The sequence below is a fragment of the Escherichia sp. MOD1-EC6162 genome (assembly GCF_002965125.1).
Classification (GTDB): domain Bacteria; phylum Pseudomonadota; class Gammaproteobacteria; order Enterobacterales; family Enterobacteriaceae; genus Escherichia; species Escherichia marmotae.
Genome location: NZ_PTSB01000009.1, coordinates 118,062 through 141,294, shown reverse-complemented (window position 1 = coordinate 141,294; position 23,233 = coordinate 118,062). Strand labels below are relative to the sequence as shown.

The 23,233-nt window shown below is 51.1% G+C and carries 23 protein-coding genes; 17 read left to right on the top strand and 6 right to left on the bottom strand.

All coding sequences use genetic code 11. The annotated features are described in order from the left end of the window. Positions 1–335: 335 nt before the first annotated feature. The 16 genes from atpI to phoU all read left to right on the top strand — a co-directional run bounded on the left by atpI (position 336) and on the right by phoU (position 15,853). The gene (gene atpI, locus A9587_RS10155; RefSeq protein ID WP_000116664.1) at positions 336–716 is read left to right on the top strand and encodes a F0F1 ATP synthase subunit I; all 381 of its coding nucleotides are present in this window, start codon (positions 336–338) and stop codon (positions 714–716) included. Positions 717–724: 8 nt separating this feature from the next. Then, a complete protein-coding gene (gene atpB, locus A9587_RS10150) occupies positions 725–1,540 on the top strand; it encodes a F0F1 ATP synthase subunit A (protein WP_000135618.1) in 816 nt (271 codons plus the stop codon). 46 nt (positions 1,541–1,586) lie between these two features. Beyond that, positions 1,587–1,826 carry a F0F1 ATP synthase subunit C gene (gene atpE / locus A9587_RS10145; protein ID WP_000429386.1) on the top strand — a complete coding sequence of 80 codons (240 nt, stop codon included), beginning with the start codon at positions 1,587–1,589 and terminating at the stop codon, positions 1,824–1,826. A 61-nt stretch (positions 1,827–1,887) separates the two neighbouring features. Continuing rightward, complete coding sequence (gene atpF / locus A9587_RS10140; protein ID WP_001052219.1) at positions 1,888–2,358, top strand: F0F1 ATP synthase subunit B; 471 nt, start codon at positions 1,888–1,890, stop codon at positions 2,356–2,358. Positions 2,359–2,372: 14 nt separating this feature from the next. Then, complete coding sequence (gene atpH / locus A9587_RS10135; RefSeq protein ID WP_105263490.1) at positions 2,373–2,906, top strand: F0F1 ATP synthase subunit delta; 534 nt, start codon at positions 2,373–2,375, stop codon at positions 2,904–2,906. 12 nt (positions 2,907–2,918) lie between these two features. Further along, the gene (atpA, locus tag A9587_RS10130; protein WP_001176745.1) at positions 2,919–4,460 is read left to right on the top strand and encodes a F0F1 ATP synthase subunit alpha; all 1,542 of its coding nucleotides are present in this window, start codon (positions 2,919–2,921) and stop codon (positions 4,458–4,460) included. Positions 4,461–4,510: 50 nt separating this feature from the next. After that, positions 4,511–5,374, top strand: a complete 864-nt coding sequence (gene atpG, locus A9587_RS10125) for a F0F1 ATP synthase subunit gamma (RefSeq protein WP_000896498.1) — start codon at positions 4,511–4,513, stop codon at positions 5,372–5,374. Between the two features lie 26 nt (positions 5,375–5,400). Beyond that, positions 5,401–6,783 (top strand): F0F1 ATP synthase subunit beta, encoded by a 1,383-nt coding sequence (gene atpD / locus A9587_RS10120; protein WP_000190506.1) that lies wholly within the window; start codon positions 5,401–5,403, stop codon positions 6,781–6,783. Between the two features lie 20 nt (positions 6,784–6,803). Then, entirely contained in the window at positions 6,804–7,223 is a 420-nt protein-coding gene (locus tag A9587_RS10115) for a F0F1 ATP synthase subunit epsilon (RefSeq protein WP_001251965.1), read from the top strand. A gap of 377 nt (positions 7,224–7,600) precedes the next feature. Continuing rightward, positions 7,601–8,971 (top strand): bifunctional UDP-N-acetylglucosamine diphosphorylase/glucosamine-1-phosphate N-acetyltransferase GlmU, encoded by a 1,371-nt coding sequence (gene glmU, locus A9587_RS10110; protein WP_000933745.1) that lies wholly within the window; start codon positions 7,601–7,603, stop codon positions 8,969–8,971. A 161-nt stretch (positions 8,972–9,132) separates the two neighbouring features. Continuing rightward, positions 9,133–10,962, top strand: a complete 1,830-nt coding sequence (gene glmS / locus A9587_RS10105) for a glutamine--fructose-6-phosphate transaminase (isomerizing) (RefSeq protein ID WP_000334041.1) — start codon at positions 9,133–9,135, stop codon at positions 10,960–10,962. 310 nt (positions 10,963–11,272) lie between these two features. Next, on the top strand, positions 11,273–12,313 hold the full coding sequence (pstS, locus tag A9587_RS10100) for a phosphate ABC transporter substrate-binding protein PstS (protein ID WP_000867170.1): 1,041 nt from the start codon (positions 11,273–11,275) through the stop codon (positions 12,311–12,313). Between the two features lie 86 nt (positions 12,314–12,399). Next, positions 12,400–13,359 carry a phosphate ABC transporter permease PstC gene (gene pstC, locus A9587_RS10095; RefSeq protein ID WP_105263489.1) on the top strand — a complete coding sequence of 320 codons (960 nt, stop codon included), beginning with the start codon at positions 12,400–12,402 and terminating at the stop codon, positions 13,357–13,359. Continuing rightward, positions 13,359–14,249, top strand: a complete 891-nt coding sequence (pstA, locus tag A9587_RS10090) for a phosphate ABC transporter permease PstA (protein ID WP_001252002.1) — start codon at positions 13,359–13,361, stop codon at positions 14,247–14,249. Before pstC ends, pstA begins: the two co-directional genes overlap by 1 nt. A gap of 90 nt (positions 14,250–14,339) precedes the next feature. Further along, positions 14,340–15,113 carry a phosphate ABC transporter ATP-binding protein PstB gene (pstB, locus tag A9587_RS10085; protein ID WP_000063126.1) on the top strand — a complete coding sequence of 258 codons (774 nt, stop codon included), beginning with the start codon at positions 14,340–14,342 and terminating at the stop codon, positions 15,111–15,113. A gap of 14 nt (positions 15,114–15,127) precedes the next feature. Beyond that, entirely contained in the window at positions 15,128–15,853 is a 726-nt protein-coding gene (phoU, locus tag A9587_RS10080; RefSeq protein WP_000377803.1) for a phosphate signaling complex protein PhoU, read from the top strand. A gap of 93 nt (positions 15,854–15,946) precedes the next feature. On the opposite strand, the gene yieH is transcribed toward phoU, so the two are convergent. Beyond that, positions 15,947–16,612: a 6-phosphogluconate phosphatase gene (gene yieH, locus A9587_RS10075; RefSeq protein WP_000078042.1), complete on the bottom strand. Its 666-nt coding sequence runs from the start codon at positions 16,610–16,612 to the stop codon at positions 15,947–15,949. 166 nt (positions 16,613–16,778) lie between these two features. Here yieH and adeP point away from each other — a divergent pair, with 166 nt between their 5' ends. Continuing rightward, positions 16,779–18,116 (top strand): adenine permease AdeP, encoded by a 1,338-nt coding sequence (gene adeP, locus A9587_RS10070; protein ID WP_010377951.1) that lies wholly within the window; start codon positions 16,779–16,781, stop codon positions 18,114–18,116. 54 nt (positions 18,117–18,170) lie between these two features. On the opposite strand, the gene yieF is transcribed toward adeP, so the two are convergent. From yieF to tnaB, 5 genes are all read right to left on the bottom strand, one after another. Further along, positions 18,171–18,737, bottom strand: coding sequence for a class I chromate reductase YieF (yieF, locus tag A9587_RS10065; RefSeq protein ID WP_001517422.1), 567 nt, complete (start codon positions 18,735–18,737; stop codon positions 18,171–18,173). 21 nt (positions 18,738–18,758) lie between these two features. Next, complete coding sequence (locus tag A9587_RS10060) at positions 18,759–19,508, bottom strand: 4'-phosphopantetheinyl transferase family protein (protein ID WP_001517423.1); 750 nt, start codon at positions 19,506–19,508, stop codon at positions 18,759–18,761. 156 nt (positions 19,509–19,664) lie between these two features. After that, complete coding sequence (yidZ, locus tag A9587_RS10055; RefSeq protein ID WP_001517424.1) at positions 19,665–20,624, bottom strand: HTH-type transcriptional regulator YidZ; 960 nt, start codon at positions 20,622–20,624, stop codon at positions 19,665–19,667. Further along, on the bottom strand, positions 20,599–21,774 hold the full coding sequence (mdtL, locus tag A9587_RS10050) for a multidrug efflux MFS transporter MdtL (protein ID WP_000086015.1): 1,176 nt from the start codon (positions 21,772–21,774) through the stop codon (positions 20,599–20,601). Before mdtL ends, yidZ begins: the two co-directional genes overlap by 26 nt. A 132-nt stretch (positions 21,775–21,906) precedes the next feature. Beyond that, on the bottom strand, positions 21,907–23,154 hold the full coding sequence (gene tnaB / locus A9587_RS10045) for a low affinity tryptophan permease TnaB (RefSeq protein ID WP_105263488.1): 1,248 nt from the start codon (positions 23,152–23,154) through the stop codon (positions 21,907–21,909). Positions 23,155–23,233 lie beyond the last annotated feature (79 nt).

Here is a 23,233-nt window from a genome sequence, read left to right as displayed (position 1 = left end):
GACTGAAATATCAGAAGCTTGCAATGGCATCATTTGCCAAGTAAATAAATATGCTGTGCGCGAACATGCGCGATATGTGATCTGAAGCACGCTTTATCACCAGTGTTTACGCGTTATTTACAGTTTTTCATGATCCGACATGGTTAGCAGAAAAGTCGCAATTGTATGCACTGGAAAAATATTTAAACATTTATTCACCTTTTGGCTACTTATTGTTTGAAATCACGGGGGCGCACCGTATAATTTGACCGCTTTTTGATGCTTGACTCTAAGCCTTAAAGAAAGTTTTATACGACACGCGGCATACCTCGAAGGGAGCAGGAGTGAAAAACGTGATGTCTGTGTCGCTCTTGAGTCGAAACGTTGCTCGGAAGCTTCTGCTCGTTCAGTTACTGGTGGTGATAGCAAGTGGATTGCTGTTCAGCCTCAAAGACCCCTTCTGGGGCGTCTCTGCGTTAAGCGGGGGCCTGGCAGTCTTTCTGCCTAACGTTTTGTTTATGATATTTGCCTGGCGTCACCAGGCGCATACACCAGCGAAAGGCCGGGTAGCCTGGACATTCGCTTTAGGCGAAGCTTTCAAAGTTCTGGCAATGTTGGTGTTACTGGTGGTGGCGTTGGCGGTTTTAAAGGCGGTATTCTTGCCGCTGATCGTTACGTGGGTTTTGGTGCTGGTGGTTCAGATACTGGCGCCGGCTGTAATTAACAACAAAGGGTAAAAGGCATCATGGCTTCAGAAAATATGACGCCGCAGGATTACATAGGACACCACCTGAATAACCTTCAGCTGGACCTGCGTACATTCTCGCTGGTGGATCCGCATAACCCCCCAGCCACCTTCTGGACAATTAATATTGACTCCATGTTCTTCTCGGTGGTGCTGGGTCTGTTGTTCCTGGTTTTATTCCGTAGCGTAGCCAAAAAGGCAACCAGCGGCGTACCAGGTAAGTTTCAGACCGCGATTGAGCTGGTAATCGGCTTTGTTAATGGTAGCGTGAAAGACATGTACCATGGCAAAAGTAAGCTGATTGCTCCGCTGGCCCTGACGATTTTTGTCTGGGTGTTCCTGATGAACCTGATGGACTTACTGCCTATCGATCTGCTGCCGTACATTGCTGAACATGTACTGGGGCTGCCTGCTCTGCGTGTGGTTCCGTCTGCTGACGTGAACGTAACGCTGTCTATGGCACTGGGCGTATTTATCCTGATTCTGTTCTACAGCATCAAAATGAAAGGCATCGGCGGCTTCACGAAAGAGTTGACGCTGCAGCCGTTCAATCACTGGGCGTTCATTCCTGTCAACTTAATCCTTGAAGGGGTAAGCCTGCTGTCCAAACCTGTTTCACTCGGTTTGCGACTGTTCGGTAACATGTACGCGGGTGAGCTGATTTTCATTCTGATTGCTGGTCTGTTGCCGTGGTGGTCACAGTGGATCCTGAATGTGCCGTGGGCCATTTTCCACATCCTGATTATTACGCTGCAAGCCTTCATCTTCATGGTTCTGACGATCGTCTATCTGTCGATGGCGTCTGAAGAACATTAATTTACCAACACTACTACGTTTTAACTGAAACAAACTGGAGACTGTCATGGAAAACCTGAATATGGATCTGCTGTACATGGCTGCCGCTGTGATGATGGGTCTGGCGGCAATCGGTGCTGCGATCGGTATCGGCATCCTCGGGGGTAAATTCCTGGAAGGCGCAGCGCGTCAACCGGATCTGATTCCACTGCTGCGTACTCAGTTCTTTATCGTTATGGGTCTGGTGGATGCTATCCCGATGATCGCTGTAGGTCTGGGTCTGTACGTGATGTTCGCTGTCGCGTAGTAAGCGTTGCTTTTATTTAAAGAGCAATATCAGAACGTTAACTAAATAGAGGCATTGTGCTGTGAATCTTAACGCAACAATCCTCGGCCAGGCCATCGCGTTTGTCCTGTTCGTTCTGTTCTGCATGAAGTACGTATGGCCGCCATTAATGGCTGCCATCGAAAAACGTCAAAAAGAAATTGCTGACGGTCTTGCTTCCGCAGAACGAGCACACAAGGACCTTGACCTTGCAAAGGCCAGCGCGACCGACCAGCTGAAAAAAGCGAAAGCGGAAGCCCAGGTAATCATCGAGCAGGCGAACAAACGTCGCTCTCAGATTCTGGACGAAGCTAAAGCTGAGGCAGAACAGGAACGTACTAAAATCGTGGCTCAGGCGCAGGCGGAAATTGAAGCCGAGCGTAAACGTGCCCGTGAAGAGCTGCGTAAGCAAGTTGCTATCCTGGCTGTTGCTGGCGCCGAGAAGATCATCGAACGTTCCGTGGATGAAGCTGCTAACAGCGACATCGTGGATAAACTTGTCGCTGAACTGTAAGGAGGGAGGGGCTGATGTCTGAATTTATTACGGTAGCTCGCCCCTACGCCAAAGCAGCTTTTGACTTTGCCGTCGAACACCAAAGTGTAGAACGCTGGCAGGACATGCTGGCGTTTGCCGCCGAGGTAACCAAAAACGAACAGATGGCAGAGCTTCTGTCTGGTGCACTGGCACCAGAAACGCTCGCCGGGTCGTTTATCGCAGTTTGTGGTGAGCAACTGGACGAAAACGGTCAGAACCTGATTCGGGTTATGGCTGAAAATGGTCGTCTTAACGCGCTCCCGGATGTTCTGGAGCAGTTTATTCACCTGCGTGCTGTGAGTGAGGCTACCGTTGAGGTAGACGTCATTTCCGCTGCCGCGCTGAGTGAACAACAGCTCGCGAAAATTTCTGCTGCGATGGAAAAACGTCTGTCACGCAAAGTTAAGCTGAATTGCAAAATCGATAAGTCTGTAATGGCAGGCGTTATCATCCGAGCGGGTGATATGGTCATTGATGGCAGCGTACGCGGTCGTCTTGAGCGCCTTGCAGACGTCTTGCAGTCTTAAGGGGACTGGAGCATGCAACTGAATTCCACCGAAATCAGCGAACTGATCAAGCAGCGCATTGCTCAGTTCAATGTTGTGAGTGAAGCTCACAACGAAGGTACTATTGTTTCTGTAAGTGACGGTGTTATCCGCATCCACGGCCTGGCCGATTGTATGCAGGGTGAAATGATCTCCCTGCCGGGTAACCGTTACGCTATCGCACTGAACCTCGAGCGCGACTCTGTAGGTGCGGTTGTTATGGGGCCGTACGCTGACCTTGCCGAAGGCATGAAAGTTAAGTGTACTGGCCGTATCCTGGAAGTTCCGGTTGGCCGTGGCCTGCTGGGCCGTGTGGTTAACACTCTGGGTGCGCCAATCGACGGTAAAGGTCCGCTGGATCACGACGGCTTCTCTGCTGTAGAAGCTATCGCTCCGGGCGTTATCGAACGTCAGTCCGTAGATCAGCCGGTACAGACTGGTTATAAAGCTGTTGACTCCATGATCCCAATCGGTCGTGGTCAGCGTGAATTGATCATCGGTGACCGTCAGACCGGTAAAACCGCACTGGCTATCGATGCCATCATCAACCAGCGCGATTCCGGTATCAAATGTATCTATGTTGCTATCGGTCAGAAAGCGTCCACCATTTCTAACGTGGTACGTAAACTGGAAGAGCACGGCGCACTGGCTAACACCATCGTTGTGGTAGCAACCGCGTCTGAATCCGCTGCACTGCAATACCTAGCACCGTATGCGGGTTGCGCAATGGGCGAATACTTCCGTGACCGTGGTGAAGATGCGCTGATCATTTACGATGACCTGTCTAAACAGGCTGTTGCTTACCGTCAGATCTCCCTGCTGCTCCGTCGTCCGCCAGGACGTGAAGCATTCCCGGGTGACGTATTCTACCTCCACTCTCGTCTGCTGGAGCGTGCTGCGCGTGTTAACGCCGAATACGTTGAAGCTTTCACCAAAGGTGAAGTGAAAGGGAAAACCGGTTCTCTGACCGCGCTGCCGATTATCGAAACTCAGGCTGGTGACGTTTCTGCGTTCGTTCCGACCAACGTAATCTCTATTACCGATGGTCAGATCTTCCTGGAAACCAACCTGTTCAACGCCGGTATTCGTCCTGCGGTTAACCCGGGTATCTCCGTATCCCGTGTTGGTGGGGCAGCACAGACCAAGATCATGAAAAAACTGTCCGGTGGTATCCGTACCGCTCTGGCGCAGTATCGTGAACTGGCAGCGTTCTCTCAGTTTGCATCCGACCTTGACGATGCAACGCGTAAGCAGCTTGACCACGGTCAGAAAGTGACCGAACTGCTGAAACAGAAACAGTATGCGCCGATGTCCGTTGCGCAGCAGTCTCTGGTTCTGTTCGCAGCAGAACGTGGTTACCTGGCGGATGTTGAACTGTCGAAAATCGGCAGCTTCGAAGCCGCTCTGCTGGCTTACGTCGACCGTGATCACGCTCCGTTGATGCAAGAGATCAACCAGACCGGTGGCTACAACGACGAAATCGAAGGCAAGCTGAAAGGCATCCTCGATTCCTTCAAAGCAACCCAATCCTGGTAACGTCTGGCGGCTTGCCTTAGGGCAGGCCGCAAGGCATTGAGGAGAAGCTCATGGCCGGCGCAAAAGAGATACGTAGTAAGATCGCAAGCGTCCAGAACACGCAAAAGATCACTAAAGCGATGGAGATGGTCGCCGCTTCCAAAATGCGTAAATCGCAGGATCGCATGGCGGCCAGCCGTCCTTATGCAGAAACCATGCGCAAAGTGATTGGTCACCTTGCACACGGTAATCTGGAATATAAGCACCCATACCTGGAAGATCGCGACGTTAAACGCGTGGGCTACCTGGTGGTGTCGACCGACCGTGGTTTGTGCGGTGGTTTGAACATTAACCTGTTCAAAAAACTGCTGGCGGAAATGAAGACCTGGACCGACAAAGGCGTTCAATGCGACCTCGCAATGATCGGCTCGAAAGGTGTGTCGTTCTTCAACTCCGTGGGCGGCAATGTTGTTGCCCAGGTTACAGGTATGGGGGATAACCCTTCCCTGTCCGAACTGATCGGTCCGGTAAAAGTGATGTTGCAGGCCTACGACGAAGGCCGTCTGGACAAGCTTTACATTGTCAGCAACAAATTTATTAACACCATGTCTCAGGTTCCGACTATCAGCCAACTGCTGCCGTTACCGGCGTCAGATGATGATGATCTGAAACATAAATCCTGGGATTACCTGTACGAACCCGATCCGAAGGCGTTGCTGGATACCCTGCTGCGTCGTTATGTCGAATCTCAGGTTTATCAGGGCGTGGTTGAAAACCTGGCCAGCGAGCAGGCCGCCCGTATGGTGGCGATGAAAGCCGCGACCGACAATGGCGGCAGCCTGATTAAAGAGCTGCAGTTGGTATACAACAAAGCTCGTCAGGCCAGCATTACTCAGGAACTCACCGAGATCGTCTCGGGGGCCGCCGCGGTTTAAACAGGTTATTTCGTAGAGGATTTAAGATGGCTACTGGAAAGATTGTCCAGGTAATCGGCGCCGTAGTTGACGTCGAATTCCCTCAGGATGCCGTACCGCGCGTGTACGATGCTCTTGAGGTGCAAAATGGTAATGAGCGTCTGGTGCTGGAAGTTCAGCAGCAGCTCGGCGGCGGTATCGTGCGTACCATCGCAATGGGTTCCTCCGACGGTCTGCGTCGCGGTCTGGATGTAAAAGACCTCGAACACCCGATCGAAGTCCCTGTAGGTAAAGCGACTCTGGGCCGTATCATGAACGTACTGGGCGAACCGGTCGACATGAAAGGCGAGATCGGTGAAGAAGAGCGTTGGGCGATTCACCGCGCAGCACCTTCCTACGAAGAGCTGTCAAACTCTCAGGAACTGCTGGAAACCGGTATCAAAGTTATCGACCTGATGTGTCCGTTCGCGAAGGGCGGTAAAGTTGGTCTGTTCGGTGGTGCGGGTGTTGGTAAAACCGTAAACATGATGGAGCTTATTCGTAACATCGCGATCGAGCACTCCGGTTACTCTGTGTTTGCGGGCGTAGGTGAACGTACTCGTGAGGGTAACGACTTCTACCACGAAATGACCGACTCCAACGTTATCGATAAAGTATCCCTGGTGTATGGCCAGATGAACGAGCCGCCGGGAAACCGTCTGCGCGTTGCACTGACCGGCCTGACCATGGCGGAGAAATTCCGTGACGAAGGTCGTGACGTTCTGCTGTTCGTTGACAACATCTATCGTTACACCCTGGCCGGTACGGAAGTATCCGCACTGCTTGGCCGTATGCCTTCAGCGGTAGGTTATCAGCCGACCCTGGCGGAAGAGATGGGTGTTCTGCAGGAACGTATCACCTCCACCAAAACAGGTTCTATCACCTCCGTTCAGGCGGTATACGTACCTGCGGATGACTTGACTGACCCATCACCGGCCACCACCTTTGCGCACCTTGACGCAACCGTGGTACTGAGCCGTCAGATCGCGTCTCTGGGTATCTACCCGGCCGTTGACCCGCTGGACTCCACCAGCCGTCAGTTGGACCCGCTGGTAGTTGGTCAGGAACACTACGACACCGCGCGTGGCGTACAGTCCATCCTGCAACGTTATCAGGAACTGAAAGACATCATCGCCATCCTGGGTATGGATGAACTGTCTGAAGAAGATAAACTGGTGGTAGCGCGCGCTCGTAAGATCCAGCGCTTCCTGTCCCAGCCGTTCTTCGTGGCAGAAGTATTCACCGGTTCTCCGGGTAAATACGTCTCCCTGAAAGACACCATCCGTGGCTTTAAAGGCATCATGGAAGGCGAATACGATCACCTGCCGGAGCAGGCGTTCTACATGGTCGGTTCCATCGAAGAAGCTGTGGAAAAAGCCAAAAAACTTTAACGCCTTAATCGGAGGGTGATATGGCAATGACTTACCACCTGGACGTCGTCAGCGCAGAGCAACAAATGTTCTCTGGTCTGGTCGAGAAAATCCAGGTAACGGGTAGCGAAGGTGAACTGGGAATTTACCCGGGCCACGCACCGCTGCTCACCGCCATTAAGCCTGGTATGATTCGCATCGTGAAACAGCACGGTCACGAAGAGTTTATCTATCTGTCTGGCGGCATTCTTGAAGTGCAGCCTGGCAACGTGACCGTTCTGGCCGACACCGCAATTCGCGGCCAGGATCTCGACGAAGCGCGAGCCATGGAAGCGAAACGTAAGGCTGAAGAGCACATTAGCAGCTCTCACGGCGACGTAGATTACGCTCAGGCGTCTGCGGAACTGGCCAAAGCGATCGCGCAGTTGCGCGTTATCGAGTTGACTAAAAAAGCGATGTAACACCGGCTTGAAAAGCACAAAAGCCAGTCTGGAAACAGGCTGGCTTTTTTTTCGCGCGTCGCCGCGAGATTTGTTCTGCTATGTTTTTATATCCCGCAATTAAACCGTCTTTATAACTCAGCGAAATCCTTCGTTGGTTTTCTTGTTTATTCATTGAACGAAATAAGAGCAAAAACATCAGGCTGACGCTTAAATGAAGGTGATGCCTTACTTTTATGCAGACAAAAGGCGTGACGATGGTCGAAAATGGTGCTTTCGCCAGCGAGGATAATCCGTTATTGAACAATTTATCCTCTGTCCATTTCACGATGAAAAAAATGTAGTTTTTTCAAGGTGAAGCGGTTTAAATTCGTTCTCAAATTACAGTCAGGACGCGTATGTTGAATAATGCTATGAGCGTAGTGATCCTTGCCGCGGGCAAAGGCACTCGCATGTATTCCGATCTTCCGAAAGTGCTGCATACCCTTGCCGGGAAAGCGATGGTTCAGCATGTCATTGATGCTGCGAATGAATTAGGCGCAGCACACGTTCATCTGGTGTATGGTCACGGTGGCGATCTGCTTAAACAGGCGCTGAAAGATGACAACCTGAACTGGGTACTTCAGGCAGAGCAACTGGGTACTGGTCATGCGATGCAGCAGGCTGCGCCTTTCTTTGCCGATGATGAAGACATTTTAATGCTTTACGGCGACGTACCGCTGATCTCTGTCGAAACACTCCAGCGTCTGCGTGATGCTAAACCGCAGGGCGGCATTGGCCTGTTGACGGTGAAACTGGATGACCCGACCGGTTATGGTCGTATCACCCGTGAAAACGGCAAAGTTACTGGCATTGTTGAACATAAAGATGCCACCGATGAGCAGCGTCAGATTCAGGAAATCAACACCGGCATTCTGATCGCCAACGGCGCAGATATGAAACGCTGGCTGGCGAAGCTGACTAACAATAACGCTCAGGGCGAATACTACATCACCGATATTATTGCGCTGGCGTATCAGGAAGGGCGTGAAATCGTCGCTGTACATCCGCAACGCTTAAGCGAAGTTGAAGGCGTGAATAACCGCCTGCAACTCTCCCGTCTGGAGCGCGTTTATCAGTCCGAACAGGCTGAAAAACTGCTGTTGGCAGGGGTTATGCTACGCGATCCGGCCCGTTTTGATCTGCGCGGAACGCTTACTCACGGGCGTGATGTTGAAATTGATACTAACGTTATCATCGAGGGTAATGTTACTCTCGGCAATCGCGTGAAAATTGGCACTGGTTGCGTGATTAAAAACAGCGTGATTGGTGATGATTGCGAAATCAGCCCATATACAGTGGTGGAAGACGCGAATCTGGCAGCGGCCTGTACCATTGGCCCGTTTGCCCGTCTGCGCCCGGGGGCAGAGCTGCTTGAAGGCGCACACGTCGGTAACTTTGTTGAGATGAAAAAAGCGCGTCTGGGTAAAGGTTCAAAAGCCGGTCATCTGACTTATCTGGGCGATGCGGAAATCGGTGATAACGTTAACATCGGTGCAGGAACCATTACCTGCAACTATGATGGTGCGAATAAATTTAAAACCATTATTGGCGACGATGTGTTTGTCGGCTCTGACACCCAACTTGTTGCACCGGTAACGGTTGGTAAAGGCGCGACTATTGCTGCGGGTACTACCGTAACGCGCAATGTTGGCGAAAACGCTCTGGCAATTAGCCGCGTGCCGCAGTCGCAAAAAGAAGGTTGGCGTCGTCCAGTAAAGAAAAAGTAATTCTGGCCGGGTAATCCGGCCTCCTGGGATGAAGAGATAACATAATCTCCCGCCCGCAAGCAGTAACTATAAAAATAACCCCACTCTCTACAAGGCTCGGGGCGCCCGGAAAAACGGGCATACAGGTTGACCGACAACGATATCAATCGGAATTAAAAACTATGTGTGGAATTGTTGGCGCGATCGCGCAACGTGATGTAGCTGAAATCCTTCTTGAAGGTTTACGTCGTCTGGAATACCGCGGTTATGACTCTGCTGGCCTGGCAGTAGTCGATGCGGACGGTAATATGACCCGTCTGCGTCGTCTCGGTAAAGTGCAAATGCTGGCCCAGGCAGCGGAAGAACATCCTCTGCATGGCGGAACGGGTATTGCTCATACCCGTTGGGCGACCCACGGTGAACCTTCAGAAGTGAATGCGCATCCGCATGTTTCTGAACACATTGTGGTGGTGCATAACGGCATCATCGAAAACCATGAACCACTGCGTGAAGAGTTAAAAGCGCGTGGCTATACCTTCGTTTCTGAAACCGACACCGAAGTGATTGCGCATTTGGTTAACTGGGAACTGAAACAGGGCGGCACCCTGCGTGAAGCTGTTCTGCGTGCTATCCCGCAACTGCGTGGCGCTTACGGTACGGTAATTATGGATACCCGTCACCCGGATACCCTGCTGGCGGCTCGTTCCGGTAGTCCGCTGGTTATCGGCCTTGGCATGGGCGAAAACTTTATCGCTTCTGACCAACTGGCACTGCTGCCGGTGACCCGTCGCTTTATCTTCCTTGAAGAGGGTGATATTGCGGAAATCACTCGCCGTTCAGTAAACATCTTCGATAAATCTGGCGCGGAAGTTAAACGCCAGGATATCGAATCCAATCTGCAATATGATGCGGGCGATAAAGGCATTTACCGTCATTACATGCAGAAAGAGATCTACGAACAGCCGAACGCGATCAAAAACACTCTTGCCGGGCGTATCAGCCACGGTCAGGTGGATCTAAGTGAACTGGGGCCGAACGCAGATGAACTGCTGTCGAAGGTTGAGCATATTCAGATCCTCGCCTGTGGTACTTCGTACAATTCAGGTATGGTTTCCCGTTACTGGTTTGAATCGCTGGCTGGTATTCCGTGCGACGTCGAAATCGCCTCTGAATTCCGCTATCGCAAATCTGCTGTTCGCCGTAACAGTCTGATGATCACCCTGTCGCAGTCGGGAGAAACCGCGGATACACTGGCTGGCCTGCGCCTGTCGAAAGAGCTGGGATATCTCGGCTCGCTGGCGATCTGTAACGTTGCAGGCTCTTCTCTGGTTCGTGAATCCGATTTGGCGCTGATGACCAACGCAGGTACTGAAATTGGCGTGGCGTCCACCAAAGCATTCACCACTCAGTTAACTGTGCTGTTGATGCTGGTGGCAAAACTGTCCCGCCTGAAAGGCCTGGATGCCTCCATTGAACATGACATCGTGCATGGTCTGCAGGCGCTGCCGAGCCGTATCGAGCAGATGCTGTCTCAGGACAAACGTATTGAAGCTCTGGCGGAAGATTTCTCTGATAAACACCACGCGTTGTTCCTGGGCCGTGGCGATCAGTACCCCATCGCGCTGGAAGGCGCATTGAAGCTGAAAGAGATCTCCTACATTCACGCCGAAGCCTATGCTGCGGGCGAACTGAAACACGGCCCGCTGGCGCTGATTGACGCTGATATGCCGGTTATCGTCGTTGCACCGAACAACGAACTGCTGGAAAAACTAAAATCCAACATCGAAGAAGTTCGTGCGCGTGGCGGTCAGTTGTACGTCTTTGCCGATCAGGATGCAGGATTTGTGAGCAGCGATAACATGCACATCATCGAGATGCCGCATGTGGAAGAAGTGATTGCTCCGATCTTCTATACCGTTCCGCTGCAACTATTGGCGTACCACGTCGCGCTGATCAAAGGCACCGACGTTGACCAGCCGCGTAACCTGGCAAAATCGGTTACGGTTGAGTAATACACAGATGCCCTGCTTTCGCAGGGCATTTTTTCCTGTTATGTTTTTAATCAAACATCCAGCCCACGTCATGTGACAAATCGTCATCTTCGGCTATTTTTTCACTGTCACAGAGTGAAAATTTTCTGTTATCTCTTCTTTATTAATATTTGTAACATACTGAATTTAAATGGTTATTTAAATAAGAGTGAAGGCTTTCTTTCTCTGTCATAAAACTGTCATAAACCTTACATATAACTGTCACCTGTTTGTCCTATTTTGCTTCTTGTAGCCAACAAACAATGCTTTATGAATCCTCCCAGGAGACATTATGAAAGTTATGCGTACCACCGTCGCAACTGTTGTCGCCGCGACCTTATCGATGAGTGCTTTCTCTGTGTTTGCAGAAGCAAGCCTGACAGGTGCAGGTGCAACCTTCCCTGCGCCGGTGTATGCCAAATGGGCTGACACTTACCAGAAAGAAACCGGTAATAAAGTTAACTACCAGGGGATTGGTTCTTCTGGTGGCGTAAAACAGATTATCGCTAACACCGTTGATTTCGGTGCTTCTGACGCACCGCTGTCTGACGAAAAACTGGCTCAGGAAGGACTGTTCCAATTTCCGACCGTGATTGGCGGCGTCGTGCTGGCAGTTAACCTGCCGGGTCTTAAATCTGGCGAATTGGTGCTGGATGGTAAAACCCTCGGTGACATCTACCTGGGCAAAATTAAAAAGTGGGATGACGAAGCGATCGTCAAACTGAATCCGGGTCTGAAACTGCCTTCACAGAACATCGCCGTGGTGCGCCGCGCAGATGGCTCCGGGACTTCTTTCGTTTTCACCAGCTACCTGGCGAAAGTAAATGAAGAGTGGAAAAACAGCGTTGGTACTGGCTCTACCGTAAAATGGCCGATCGGTCTTGGTGGTAAAGGTAACGACGGTATTGCCGCATTTGTTCAGCGTCTGCCGGGGGCAATTGGCTACGTTGAATATGCTTACGCGAAGCAAAACAACCTCGCCTACACCAAACTGATCTCCGCTGATGGTAAACCTGTTGCGCCGACCGAAGAGAACTTCGCAAATGCGGCAAAAGGCGCAGACTGGAGCAAAACATTCGCTCAGGATCTGACCAACCAGAAAGGCGAAGATGCGTGGCCGATCACCTCTACCACGTTCATTCTGGTTCACAAAGATCAGAAGAAACCAGAGCAAGGTGCAGAAGTGCTGAAGTTCTTCGACTGGGCATACAAAACCGGAGCTAAACAGGCCAACGACCTGGATTACGCCAGCCTGCCGGATAGCGTAGTTGAACAGGTTCGCGCTGCGTGGAAGACCAATATTAAAGACAGTAGCGGTAAGCCGCTGTACTAATAAAACTCCAGGCCGGATAAGGCGTTTTACACCGTATCCGGCATTACAAAATGACTTTGTAAACGCGTTTAACTGAAGAGTAACTTATGGCTGCAACCAAGCCTGCTTTTAACCCACCGGGTAAAAAGGGCGACATAATTTTCAGCGTGCTGGTAAAACTGGCGGCGCTGATTGTGCTATTGATGTTGGGTGGCATTATTGTCTCTCTGATCATCTCCTCCTGGCCGAGCATTCAGAAATTTGGTCTGGCTTTCCTGTGGACCAAAGAGTGGGATGCGCCGAACGATATTTACGGGGCGCTGGTGCCGATCTACGGTACGCTGGTGACTTCGTTTATCGCGCTGCTGATCGCCGTCCCGGTGAGTTTCGGGATTGCCCTGTTCCTGACAGAGCTTGCGCCAGGCTGGCTGAAGCGCCCGCTGGGTATCGCCATTGAACTGCTGGCAGCCATTCCAAGTATCGTTTACGGCATGTGGGGGCTGTTTATTTTTGCACCGCTGTTTGCCGTCTACTTCCAGGAACCAGTCGGCAATATCATGTCGAATATCCCGATTGTTGGCTCGCTGTTCTCCGGCCCGGCATTTGGTATCGGTATCCTCGCGGCGGGCGTGATCCTCGCCATTATGATCATTCCGTACATTGCGGCGGTAATGCGCGATGTCTTCGAACAAACCCCGGTGATGATGAAAGAGTCAGCCTACGGTATCGGCTGCACCACCTGGGAAGTTATCTGGCGTATCGTTCTTCCGTTCACCAAAAATGGTGTGATCGGCGGCATTATGCTGGGTCTGGGGCGCGCGCTCGGTGAAACGATGGCGGTGACCTTTATCATCGGTAACACCTACCAGCTCGACAGCGCCTCGCTGTATATGCCAGGTAACAGTATTACTTCCGCGTTGGCGAACGAATTTGCGGAAGCAGAATCCGGTCTGCACGTGGCTGCACTGATGGAACTCGGCCTGATCCTGTTTGTGATTACCTTCATCGTCCTGGCCGCATCGAAGTTTATGATTATGCGCCTGGCTAAGAATGAGGGGGCACGCTAATGGCTATGGTTGAAACACAAACTACCGCGGCGCTGGCAGAATCCCGCCGCAAAATGCAGGCGCGTCGCCGCCTCAAAAACCGTATTGCGCTGACGCTCTCAATGGCGACGATGGCTTTCGGTCTGTTCTGGCTGATCTGGATTTTAATGTCCACCATCACCCGCGGTATCGACGGTATGTCTCTGGCGCTGTTCACCGAAATGACGCCGCCGCCAAATACAGAAGGTGGTGGCCTGGCGAACGCCCTGGCGGGTAGCGGCCTGTTAATTTTGTGGGCCACGGTATTCGGTACGCCGCTGGGGATTATGGCGGGGATTTATCTGGCGGAATATGGACGTAAATCCTGGCTGGCTGAAGTTATTCGCTTCATTAACGACATTCTGCTCTCCGCGCCGTCGATTGTTGTTGGTCTGTTTGTTTATACCATCGTGGTGGCTCAGATGGAGCACTTCTCCGGTTGGGCTGGCGTGATTGCCCTGGCACTGTTGCAGGTGCCGATTGTTATCCGCACCACCGAGAACATGCTGAAACTGGTGCCGGACAGCCTGCGTGAAGCGGCTTATGCGCTGGGGACGCCGAAGTGGAAGATGATCTCCGCGATTACTCTGAAAGCGTCGGTCTCCGGGATTATGACCGGTATTCTGCTGGCGATTGCTCGTATTGCGGGTGAAACCGCGCCGCTGCTGTTTACCGCGCTCTCCAACCAGTTCTGGAGCACGGACATGATGCAGCCGATCGCTAACCTGCCGGTAACGATCTTTAAGTTCGCGATGAGCCCGTTTGCGGAATGGCAGCAACTGGCCTGGGCTGGTGTGTTGATCATTACCCTGTGCGTACTGCTGCTGAACATTCTGGCGCGCGTTGTTTTTGCCAAGAATAAACACGGTTAACACTTTGCCGGATGCGGCGTGAACGCCTTATCCGGCCTACGGTAAGCCTGATTAGCGAAGTGCATCAGGCACGATGAGGAAAAGATTGCAATGAGTATGGTTGAAACTGCCCCGAGTAAAATTCAGGTTCGTAATTTGAACTTCTACTACGGCAAATTCCATGCCCTGAAAAACATCAACCTGGATATCGCTAAAAACCAGGTTACGGCGTTTATCGGGCCGTCTGGCTGCGGTAAATCGACGCTGCTGCGTACCTTCAACAAAATGTTTGAACTGTATCCGGAGCAGCGTGCGGAAGGTGAAATTCTGCTTGATGGCGACAACATCCTGACCAACACTCAGGATATCGCCCTGCTGCGTGCGAAAGTGGGCATGGTGTTCCAGAAACCGACGCCGTTCCCGATGTCCATTTACGACAACATTGCCTTTGGTGTCCGTCTGTTTGAGAAACTCTCCCGTGCCGACATGGACGAGCGTGTACAGTGGGCATTGACCAAGGCCGCATTGTGGAACGAAACCAAAGATAAATTACACCAGAGTGGTTACTCTCTCTCTGGTGGTCAGCAACAACGTCTGTGCATTGCGCGTGGTATCGCTATTCGCCCGGAGGTGTTGTTGCTCGATGAACCGTGTTCGGCACTCGACCCTATCTCCACCGGGCGTATTGAAGAGCTGATCACCGAATTGAAGCAGGATTACACCGTAGTGATCGTAACTCACAACATGCAGCAGGCTGCGCGTTGTTCTGACCACACGGCGTTTATGTACCTGGGCGAATTGATTGAGTTCAGCAACACGGACGATCTGTTCACCAAGCCAGCGAAGAAACAAACAGAAGACTACATCACCGGTCGTTACGGTTGATTCAGGAGTGCGTTATGGACAGTCTCAATCTTAATAAACATATTTCCGGCCAGTTCAACGCCGAACTGGAAAGCATCCGCACGCAGGTGATGACCATGGGCGGGATGGTGGAGCAACAGCTTACCGATGCCATCACTGCGATGCACAACCAGGACAGCGATCTGGCGAAGCGCGTGATCGAAGGCGACAAAAACGTCAACATGATGGAAGTGGCGATCGATGAAGCCTGCGTGCGCATTATTGCCAAACGTCAGCCGACGGCGAGCGACCTGCGTCTGGTGATGGTGATCAGTAAAACTATCGCTGAGCTGGAGCGTATTGGTGATGTGGCGGACAAAATCTGCCGTACTGCGCTGGAGAAATTCTCCCAGCAGCATCAGCCATTGTTAGTCAGTCTGGAGTCGCTGGGGCGTCACACCATCCAAATGCTGCACGACGTGCTGGACGCGTTCGCGCGCATGGACATTGACGAAGCGGTACGAATCTATCGTGAAGATAAAAAAGTTGATCAGGAGTACGAAGGTATTGTTCGTCAACTGATGACCTACATGATGGAAGATTCGCGCACCATTCCGAGCGTACTTACCGCGCTGTTCTGTGCACGCTCCATCGAACGTATTGGTGACCGCTGCCAGAATATCTGCGAATACATCTTCTACTACGTGAAGGGGCAAGATTTCCGCCACGTAGGCGGTGATGAGCTGGATAAACTGCTGGCAGAAAAAGAACCGAAAAAGTAACGCTAACTGTAGGACGGATAAGGCGTTTACGCCGCATCCGGCAAAATGTGAATACGTAATCTGCCCGGTGAACATATCACCGGGTTTCTTTATTTACCGTGTAATATCCCAGCCACGCGCCTTCCACAGTTCCGGCAATTGCGAAAGATGGGTAAAGGTAGTGACTTTCGGATGAACGATCGGCTTATTGTGCGGGTCAGCGCAGAAGTAAAACACTTCCATACCGGCATCGATTCCTGACTGTGCTCCTGCGCTGGAGTCATCGACCAGAATGCAGTTTTCAACGTTCACATTCATTGCTTTTGCGGCGTGGAACATTAATGCCGGATCGGGTTTCCAACGCTGAATGTCGTAACCGCTGAACAGTTTTTCCGGGAAATAGTGCAGCATGTTGAGCTTGCCGAGTGAATGCTGCATTTTGTTGACCGGACCGTTAGAGACGACGCACATCGGCACTTTCACGCTTTCCAGTAAGGCGTTTGCTCCCGCAATCACCTCCAGTTCGCTATCAAACAGACGCGCCACCTCTGCACGATAAACGTGTTCGGCATCGGCACGGACTATTTCTACGCCCTGTTCTTTGCTAATGATGTCGATGATTTCGTAGAGTTTTACGCCTTTAAAGCGGGTAAAAATCTCTTCAAGGTCAACGTTAATGCCAAACTCTTTGAACATCGTGACATAGGCACGAGAGCAAATAACCTCGCTGTCGACCAGCGTACCGTCGCAGTCGAAAAATACCGCTTCTATCTGGGACATGTCTTTCCTTTATCGTTAGTTTAACGTTTTCGTCATGCAGATTTGAGTGACGCAATCGTTGCCGTATAAGCAAATACAATTAAAAAAAGTTATCTTCAGCCGTCCATATTGTCTCATTTTGGTATAGGATAGCGACGGATTTTCCCTCCTTGTTCGGAAATAGATAATGAGTCAACAACACACAACCCAGGCTTCTGGCCAGGGGATGCTGGAACGCGTGTTTAAACTGCGCGAACATGGCACGACGGCACGGACCGAAGTGATCGCCGGTTTTACCACTTTCCTGACGATGGTTTACATCGTTTTTGTTAATCCGCAAATTCTTGGCGTAGCTGGCATGGACACCAGCGCCGTCTTCGTCACCACCTGTCTGATTGCTGCGTTCGGCAGTATTCTGATGGGGCTGTTTGCTAACCTGCCAGTCGCGCTGGCTCCCGCTATGGGCCTGAACGCGTTCTTCGCTTTTGTAGTGGTGCAGGCGATGGGCTTGCCGTGGCAAGTCGGGATGGGCGCAATTTTCTGGGGCGCGATTGGTCTGCTGCTGCTGACTATTTTCCGCGTTCGCTACTGGATGATTGCCAACATTCCAGTAAGTCTGCGTGTGGGCATTACCAGCGGTATCGGTCTGTTCATTGGTATGATGGGGCTGAAAAACGCGGGGGTGATTGTTGCTAACCCGGAAACGCTGGTGAGTATCGGTAACCTGACATCTCACAGCGTACTGCTGGGTATCCTCGGCTTCTTCATCATTGCTATTCTGGCCTCGCGCAACATTCACGCGGCGGTGCTGGTTTCCATCGTGGTGACGACGCTTCTGGGCTGGATGCTGGGTGATGTGCACTACAACGGCATCGTCTCTGCGCCACCGAGCGTAATGACGGTGGTGGGGCATGTGGATTTGGCCGGGTCGTTTAACCTCGGCCTGGCAGGCGTAATTTTCTCTTTCATGCTGGTCAACCTGTTTGACTCCTCCGGCACCCTGATTGGCGTGACCGATAAGGCGGGTCTGGCTGATGAAAAGGGTAAATTCCCGCGCATGAAGCAGGCGCTGTATGTCGACAGTATCTCTTCTGTTACCGGTTCGTTTATCGGTACATCTTCTGTCACGGCGTATATTGAATCTTCTTCTGGTGTTTCCGTTGGCGGTCGTACCGGTCTGACGGCAGTGGTTGTTGGTTTGCTGTTCCTGCTGGTTATCTTCTTGTCGCCGCTGGCGGGAATGGTGCCTGGCTATGCTGCTGCTGGTGCGCTGATTTACGTTGGCGTACTGATGACTTCCAGTTTAGCACGCGTGAAATGGCAGGATCTGACTGAATCCGTTCCGGCGTTTATTACCGCTGTGATGATGCCGTTCAGTTTCTCGATTACCGAAGGTATCGCGCTGGGCTTTATCTCCTACTGCGTGATGAAGATCGGCACAGGACGTCTGCGTGATCTAAGCCCGTGCGTAGTCATCGTTGCACTGCTGTTTATCCTGAAAATTGTGTTTATTGACGCTCATTAAAATCGATAGCACGCTAAAAAACCCGCCATGCGTTATTGCTGGCGGGTTTTTTATTTAGATTTTCACCCGCTGAATAAACTCGCCAAACGCAGTTAACTGCCCGGCCAGGTGATCCAGCGTTCCCTGATCAATCACCTCTCTGGTTTGCGGATCGACTTTGTTCTGAATCACGCCGCCCATAAACTCAGGTTTGTTCATTACCATCGCATCGAGGAAGACCAGAATCTGGCGCAGGTGATACTGACAACGTGCGCCGCCAATCACACCCATTGAACTGGTCTGAATCAGCACCGGTTTACCGGCCAACGGTTGATCCGGCAGGCGAGATAGCCAGTCGATGGCATTTTTCAGCCCACCCGGCACCGAGTAGTTATATTCCGGCGTGACAATCACCACACCGTCAGCCTGACGGATCTGTTCCGCCAGAGCTTCAACTGTCGCGGGAAAGCCTTCTTCCTGCTGAACATCTGCGTCATACAGGGGAATATCGGCAATGGAAGGCAACGCGTTGACTTCCATACCCGCCGGGGCAATTTTCGGCAGCGTACGTGCAACCATGCCATTAAATGAACCTTTACGCAGGCTCCCCAATAACGTAACCACCTTCAATTTTTCAGACATGATGACTCCTGTGGTTGTTTATTAATTTGGCGAAAAAGACTTCACGGTAGAGAGCTGGGCAAAACGCATCATCCGGCTGGTGGGGTTGTTGGCACGGTTGTGAATATCAGGCAGGCTTTTCCAGCCTTGTTTGCCATCAAACTCCCAGACATTGAGCTTTTCAATTGCCGGAGTGACTGCCACGGACCACACCAGCACGTCCTCTGCGTCGCATAATACTTCTACATGATTGAGATGGGCACATTTCAGGCGTCCCGCAATGGGCATCAATTGCAGATCGCGCGGGTCGTCATTCAGTACATCGCCGGTAAGTTTTAGCACGCTTCGACGCAAAGTAATGAGTTGCGCTCGTGCTTCGTTAGGATCGTTCTGTTTGCTGATCCATAACGATTCATTGCTGGAAAAAATAGGGTTATCGGGTGCATGGGGGCTATGAAACCCGCGTGTCGCGCGCTGGAGTTCCATATCGAGGCCGCATTCGCCTTCGGTTGTTAACGCCACACCGACGATATTTCCGGCATAGGATATTGAAAATGATGGCAAACTTTTATCGCGGAAAACTGGCTTTCCTTTAGCCTGGGTGACGATTTCCGGCAATTCACTAATGCCATACAGCATGAACATCAGTTCTGCGAGTAAACCTCTGGACGCCAGGAAACGGCTTTGACGATGAGGGGGAATATTTTGGGTTTCTTGATGACACTGCGAGGGTAGGCGAACAGATATCAGATGTCCTTCCGTTAACGTTCCTCGGGCAAAGTGAGTCGCCATTTTTCGCTCCATGCTTAATGGTCCATTATGAATACAAGAGTAATCATTTACTGGAACTATGGACAGACTAAAGCGGCGAAAAGTTCGATTCGGATAAACTTATTACATATATTTTACATTTTAACGCGAGATATGGTCGTATTTCATACAACTTGATTATGCCATCGAGGCGTAAAGATTTTTAATGGTTTCTCGTAACCAGACAATCTTCGGGTTATGGCTATTCCGTTTGTGCCACAGCAGAGTAAACGGTACTTCCAGCTTTTTTTGCTGGATTTCATCAAACGGGAGAGGGAGAGCAACCAGCGGAAGCTGATGGAGCTGGTTGTAGTACTGACAGTAGCGTGGCGCGGTCGCCAGTAGCAGATTGTCAGGCTGCGCCGCCATAAATAGCGCCTGCTCAAATTCCGGTAGACTCATAGCAATCGTGCGTTCGCGTCCTGATTCTTGCAATACATTGTCCAGCGCCCAGGTATCGCTCTGTTCCCAGCAAATGCTGATATGCGGATAACGCAGAAACGAGTCCAGGTTCCACGCTTCATTCAGCACCGGATGATCTTTACGCAGCCAGACGCAGGGTAAATCGCTAAATAGCACTTCATAATCAATGGATAACGGCAGTGAACTTAGCAGTTCCCGGGAGCGTGGATGACTTTCACGCCCGGAAAAACCGATATCCACTTCACCACGAGTAATGGCATCCAGCGAATCGTAATCCCAGTTACGTAATTTAATAGTCGCCTGGGGGTAACGCTGGTAGATCTGTTTCGATAGCGCATTAAACATGATCATCATCAGCGGCGACTCCGCCGCCAGCTCAAATTTCAGGCCGCGCGGCGTTTCATGATGCGGTTTGTCCAGCAGTTGATTACTCATTTGCATCCACTCCGCCAGATTTTGCTCCATGCTGACCATCAGCGGTGTGGGCGTCAGACCCAACGGGGAGTTCACAAAGAGCGGATCATCAAACCATGTCCGAAGCTTTGCCAGCGATTTACTCACTGCCGAAGGTGTTACGTTCATCCGCTTCGCCGCTTTGGTCACGCTGCGCTCCTGCATCAGTAATTGCAGGCAGAGCAGTAAATTGAGATCAAGCGTGGTGATGGATTTCTTCATGAGCGGCAACAGGGCGTCCAGGTGCGACGAGCATAATCAGCAACAGGCTTACTATGCTACAGGCAATCAGAATCCCGATCAGCATATTCCAGGCGCTGATGCCAATCACTGCTGCCAGCCAAATCCACAGTGACGAGCCACAAACCTGTGCAATGCCTAACGTCGAGCTGGCCACGCCTGCGCGTAATGAAAACGGGCCTAATGCCTGGCTCATTGCCACGCCGAAGCCCACTGAGAAACCGGCGCAAATCAGCGTGATGCCAAACAGCGAAACCGCATGGGAAGGCGAAACTGCAAGGATGATACCCGCCGCCAGGAATAACATTTGCGAGGTGATCATCAGTGTGCGCGGCTTAAAAATTCCCAATGCAAACGGCGTGGAAAACGAAACGGTCATGCTGACGCCTGCGGTTAACGCCATAATGGTGGCGTATTCACCACGTTCGAAGCCCATAATTTCCATCATCAATACAGGCGACGTATTCACGAAGGTAAGAATCACGGAAACGCTGAGAGTGGTGATAAGCACACGGCTAAGGAAAAAACGATTAAGCAGCGACTCGGTATTCTCTCGTGGTCTGTCCGAAGCAGCAGGTGCAGCAGGGCGTGTTTCTTTTAAAATAAACAAAGACAACATGAGTACAGTGATGCCCATCATCGCCATTGTCCAGAACAGGCTCTGCCACGGAAATTTGAGCATAATCAGGTGCCCGAGTACCGGAGCTAACACCGGAATGATGCAGGTAATACCATTGAGCAATGACAGCACTTTTGCTCTGCGTCGATCATCCAGCGTGTCGCGTAAAATCGCGAATGCGACGACATAACAGCAGCCAGCGCCCAGCCCTTGCATAAAGCGTCCGACAAGAAATAGCGTGCTGGTTTCAGACAGTGAACAGAGCACAGAGGCGATAATAAATAGCGCCGCGCCGGGAATGGCGACAGGTTTTCTTCCTGAACGATCGGCCACTTTACCGGCAAACAGCATTGCTGCCGCCATCCCCGCCAGATAAACCGAGAAAGCTATATGCAACTGCGCTTCGCTGGCATTGAGATCGGCGGCAATGCGTGGCAAGCCGACCAGATACATATCAATACCTGCGGGATAAAGTAAAACCAGAGCAAAACTACAAATCAAAAAGCGGGACATGGGCTAGCGTCCTGACGGTAAGGTGACGCAAAGCATACGTGGTGAAAGAGAATCAGGCGAGTTGCCATTTGGACATGAGTGATTTCCTGACAGGCAAAAAGCCAGCGAATGACCGCTGGCTTTTTGAAGTGCTTAACCAAATTTGGGTAACACATTAAAGACGTTACCAAACCAGCACAAAATCACGGTTATGCCAAAGAGAATAACAATCGCCGGAATAAGATTACCGCCCCAAACTGTGAATATCTGGTTGGGAAATTTCTTGCGGGCTTTGATAGCCAGTACCGCGGGGATAATCACCGCCCAGATGGTGGCGCACAACCCGGCACCGCCGATCCCGTAAATAAAGCCATTAGGGAAGACCAGATACAACAAAGCGGGTGGCAGGAAGGTTAACAGCACGGTTTTGCAACGTCCGGCGTGGGAGTTATCAATCTTAAACAGATCCGCCAGATAATCGAACAGCCCCAGCGTGACGCCAAAGAATGAACTGGCAACAGCTAAGTTTGAGAACACCAGCAGGCAAAACTCGATAATGCCATGCTGTTTGGTGCCGAGGAACGATTTTACCAGCGAATCAACATTGCCGCCCGAAGAGATAATCGCCTTAAAGCTTTCTCGCGGAATATTCCCCATTGTGCAATACAGCCAGAAGAGATAAATCACCAACGCCAGCAGCGAACCGAAGATCACGCTTTTGATTAGCTTATCTTTGCGTTTGCCATAGCAAATAATCAGGCTGGGAATATTGCCGTGGAAACCAAATGACGCCAGGCATACCGGCAAAGCCATAAAGATATATGGGAAGTAAGACGTCCCCGAAGTCGTGCTGGTGGCATCGCGCAGAATGGAATAATCGACCTGGAAGAAGAAAGAACCAAACACAATCACAAAGGAGATAATTTTCAGGCCGAGAAACAACGAGGTAATACGACTGGCGGCTAACGAACTTATCCACAGTACGCTGGCGACGAAAATGGCCGTGCAGATCCCAACAATGCGAGGATTAGCGTGATAGCCGAAATTTATCGATATCGTTTCGCTAATGATTGCGCCGTTAGCGGAGATATAGGCGTAGGTGAGAATATAGAGAACGAAAGCCACCGTAATACCACTAATAATGTTCCAGGTGTTACCGATTAAATCTTTGGTGATGGTATTAAAACTAGAGCCGACGGGATAATTTAAATTTGCTTCTAATAACAATAACCCAGAATGTAGCATTGAAAACCAGGCAATGATGAGGATAAATGCGCCCCAAAAAAACCAGGCACCAGCTAGATCAACAGGTAAAGCAAACATACCTCCACCAATTACTGTACCCGCTATAACCATGACACCCCAAAATGCAGAGTGTTTTTTTTCTGATTGTTCAGTCATGATGCCACCTTTAGAGGAAGGCTATTTTTGTTATTGAGGATGTAGAGAATAAGAGTGGCTAACATCCTTATAGCCACTC

Bases quoted from the DNA above. Each gene is read 5' to 3' on its own strand.
- yieF (WP_001517422.1), bottom strand. From the start codon at position 18,737: ATGTCTGAAAAATTGAAGGTGGTTACGTTATTGGGGAGCCTGCGTAAA.
- glmU (WP_000933745.1), top strand. From the start codon at position 7,601: ATGTTGAATAATGCTATGAGCGTAGTGATCCTTGCCGCGGGCAAAGGC.
- yieH (WP_000078042.1), bottom strand. From the start codon at position 16,612: ATGTCCCAGATAGAAGCGGTATTTTTCGACTGCGACGGTACGCTGGTC.
- atpG (WP_000896498.1), top strand. From the start codon at position 4,511: ATGGCCGGCGCAAAAGAGATACGTAGTAAGATCGCAAGCGTCCAGAAC.
- A9587_RS10115 (WP_001251965.1), top strand. From the start codon at position 6,804: ATGGCAATGACTTACCACCTGGACGTCGTCAGCGCAGAGCAACAAATG.
- atpE (WP_000429386.1), top strand. From the start codon at position 1,587: ATGGAAAACCTGAATATGGATCTGCTGTACATGGCTGCCGCTGTGATG.
- phoU (WP_000377803.1), top strand. From the start codon at position 15,128: ATGGACAGTCTCAATCTTAATAAACATATTTCCGGCCAGTTCAACGCC.
- atpB (WP_000135618.1), top strand. From the start codon at position 725: ATGGCTTCAGAAAATATGACGCCGCAGGATTACATAGGACACCACCTG.
- mdtL (WP_000086015.1), bottom strand. From the start codon at position 21,774: ATGTCCCGCTTTTTGATTTGTAGTTTTGCTCTGGTTTTACTTTATCCC.
- atpA (WP_001176745.1), top strand. From the start codon at position 2,919: ATGCAACTGAATTCCACCGAAATCAGCGAACTGATCAAGCAGCGCATT.
- adeP (WP_010377951.1), top strand. From the start codon at position 16,779: ATGAGTCAACAACACACAACCCAGGCTTCTGGCCAGGGGATGCTGGAA.
- pstB (WP_000063126.1), top strand. From the start codon at position 14,340: ATGAGTATGGTTGAAACTGCCCCGAGTAAAATTCAGGTTCGTAATTTG.
- atpD (WP_000190506.1), top strand. From the start codon at position 5,401: ATGGCTACTGGAAAGATTGTCCAGGTAATCGGCGCCGTAGTTGACGTC.
- atpI (WP_000116664.1), top strand. From the start codon at position 336: ATGTCTGTGTCGCTCTTGAGTCGAAACGTTGCTCGGAAGCTTCTGCTC.
- pstC (WP_105263489.1), top strand. From the start codon at position 12,400: ATGGCTGCAACCAAGCCTGCTTTTAACCCACCGGGTAAAAAGGGCGAC.
- atpH (WP_105263490.1), top strand. From the start codon at position 2,373: ATGTCTGAATTTATTACGGTAGCTCGCCCCTACGCCAAAGCAGCTTTT.
- tnaB (WP_105263488.1), bottom strand. From the start codon at position 23,154: ATGACTGAACAATCAGAAAAAAAACACTCTGCATTTTGGGGTGTCATG.
- glmS (WP_000334041.1), top strand. From the start codon at position 9,133: ATGTGTGGAATTGTTGGCGCGATCGCGCAACGTGATGTAGCTGAAATC.
- pstS (WP_000867170.1), top strand. From the start codon at position 11,273: ATGAAAGTTATGCGTACCACCGTCGCAACTGTTGTCGCCGCGACCTTA.
- yidZ (WP_001517424.1), bottom strand. From the start codon at position 20,624: ATGAAGAAATCCATCACCACGCTTGATCTCAATTTACTGCTCTGCCTG.
- pstA (WP_001252002.1), top strand. From the start codon at position 13,359: ATGGCTATGGTTGAAACACAAACTACCGCGGCGCTGGCAGAATCCCGC.
- A9587_RS10060 (WP_001517423.1), bottom strand. From the start codon at position 19,508: ATGGCGACTCACTTTGCCCGAGGAACGTTAACGGAAGGACATCTGATA.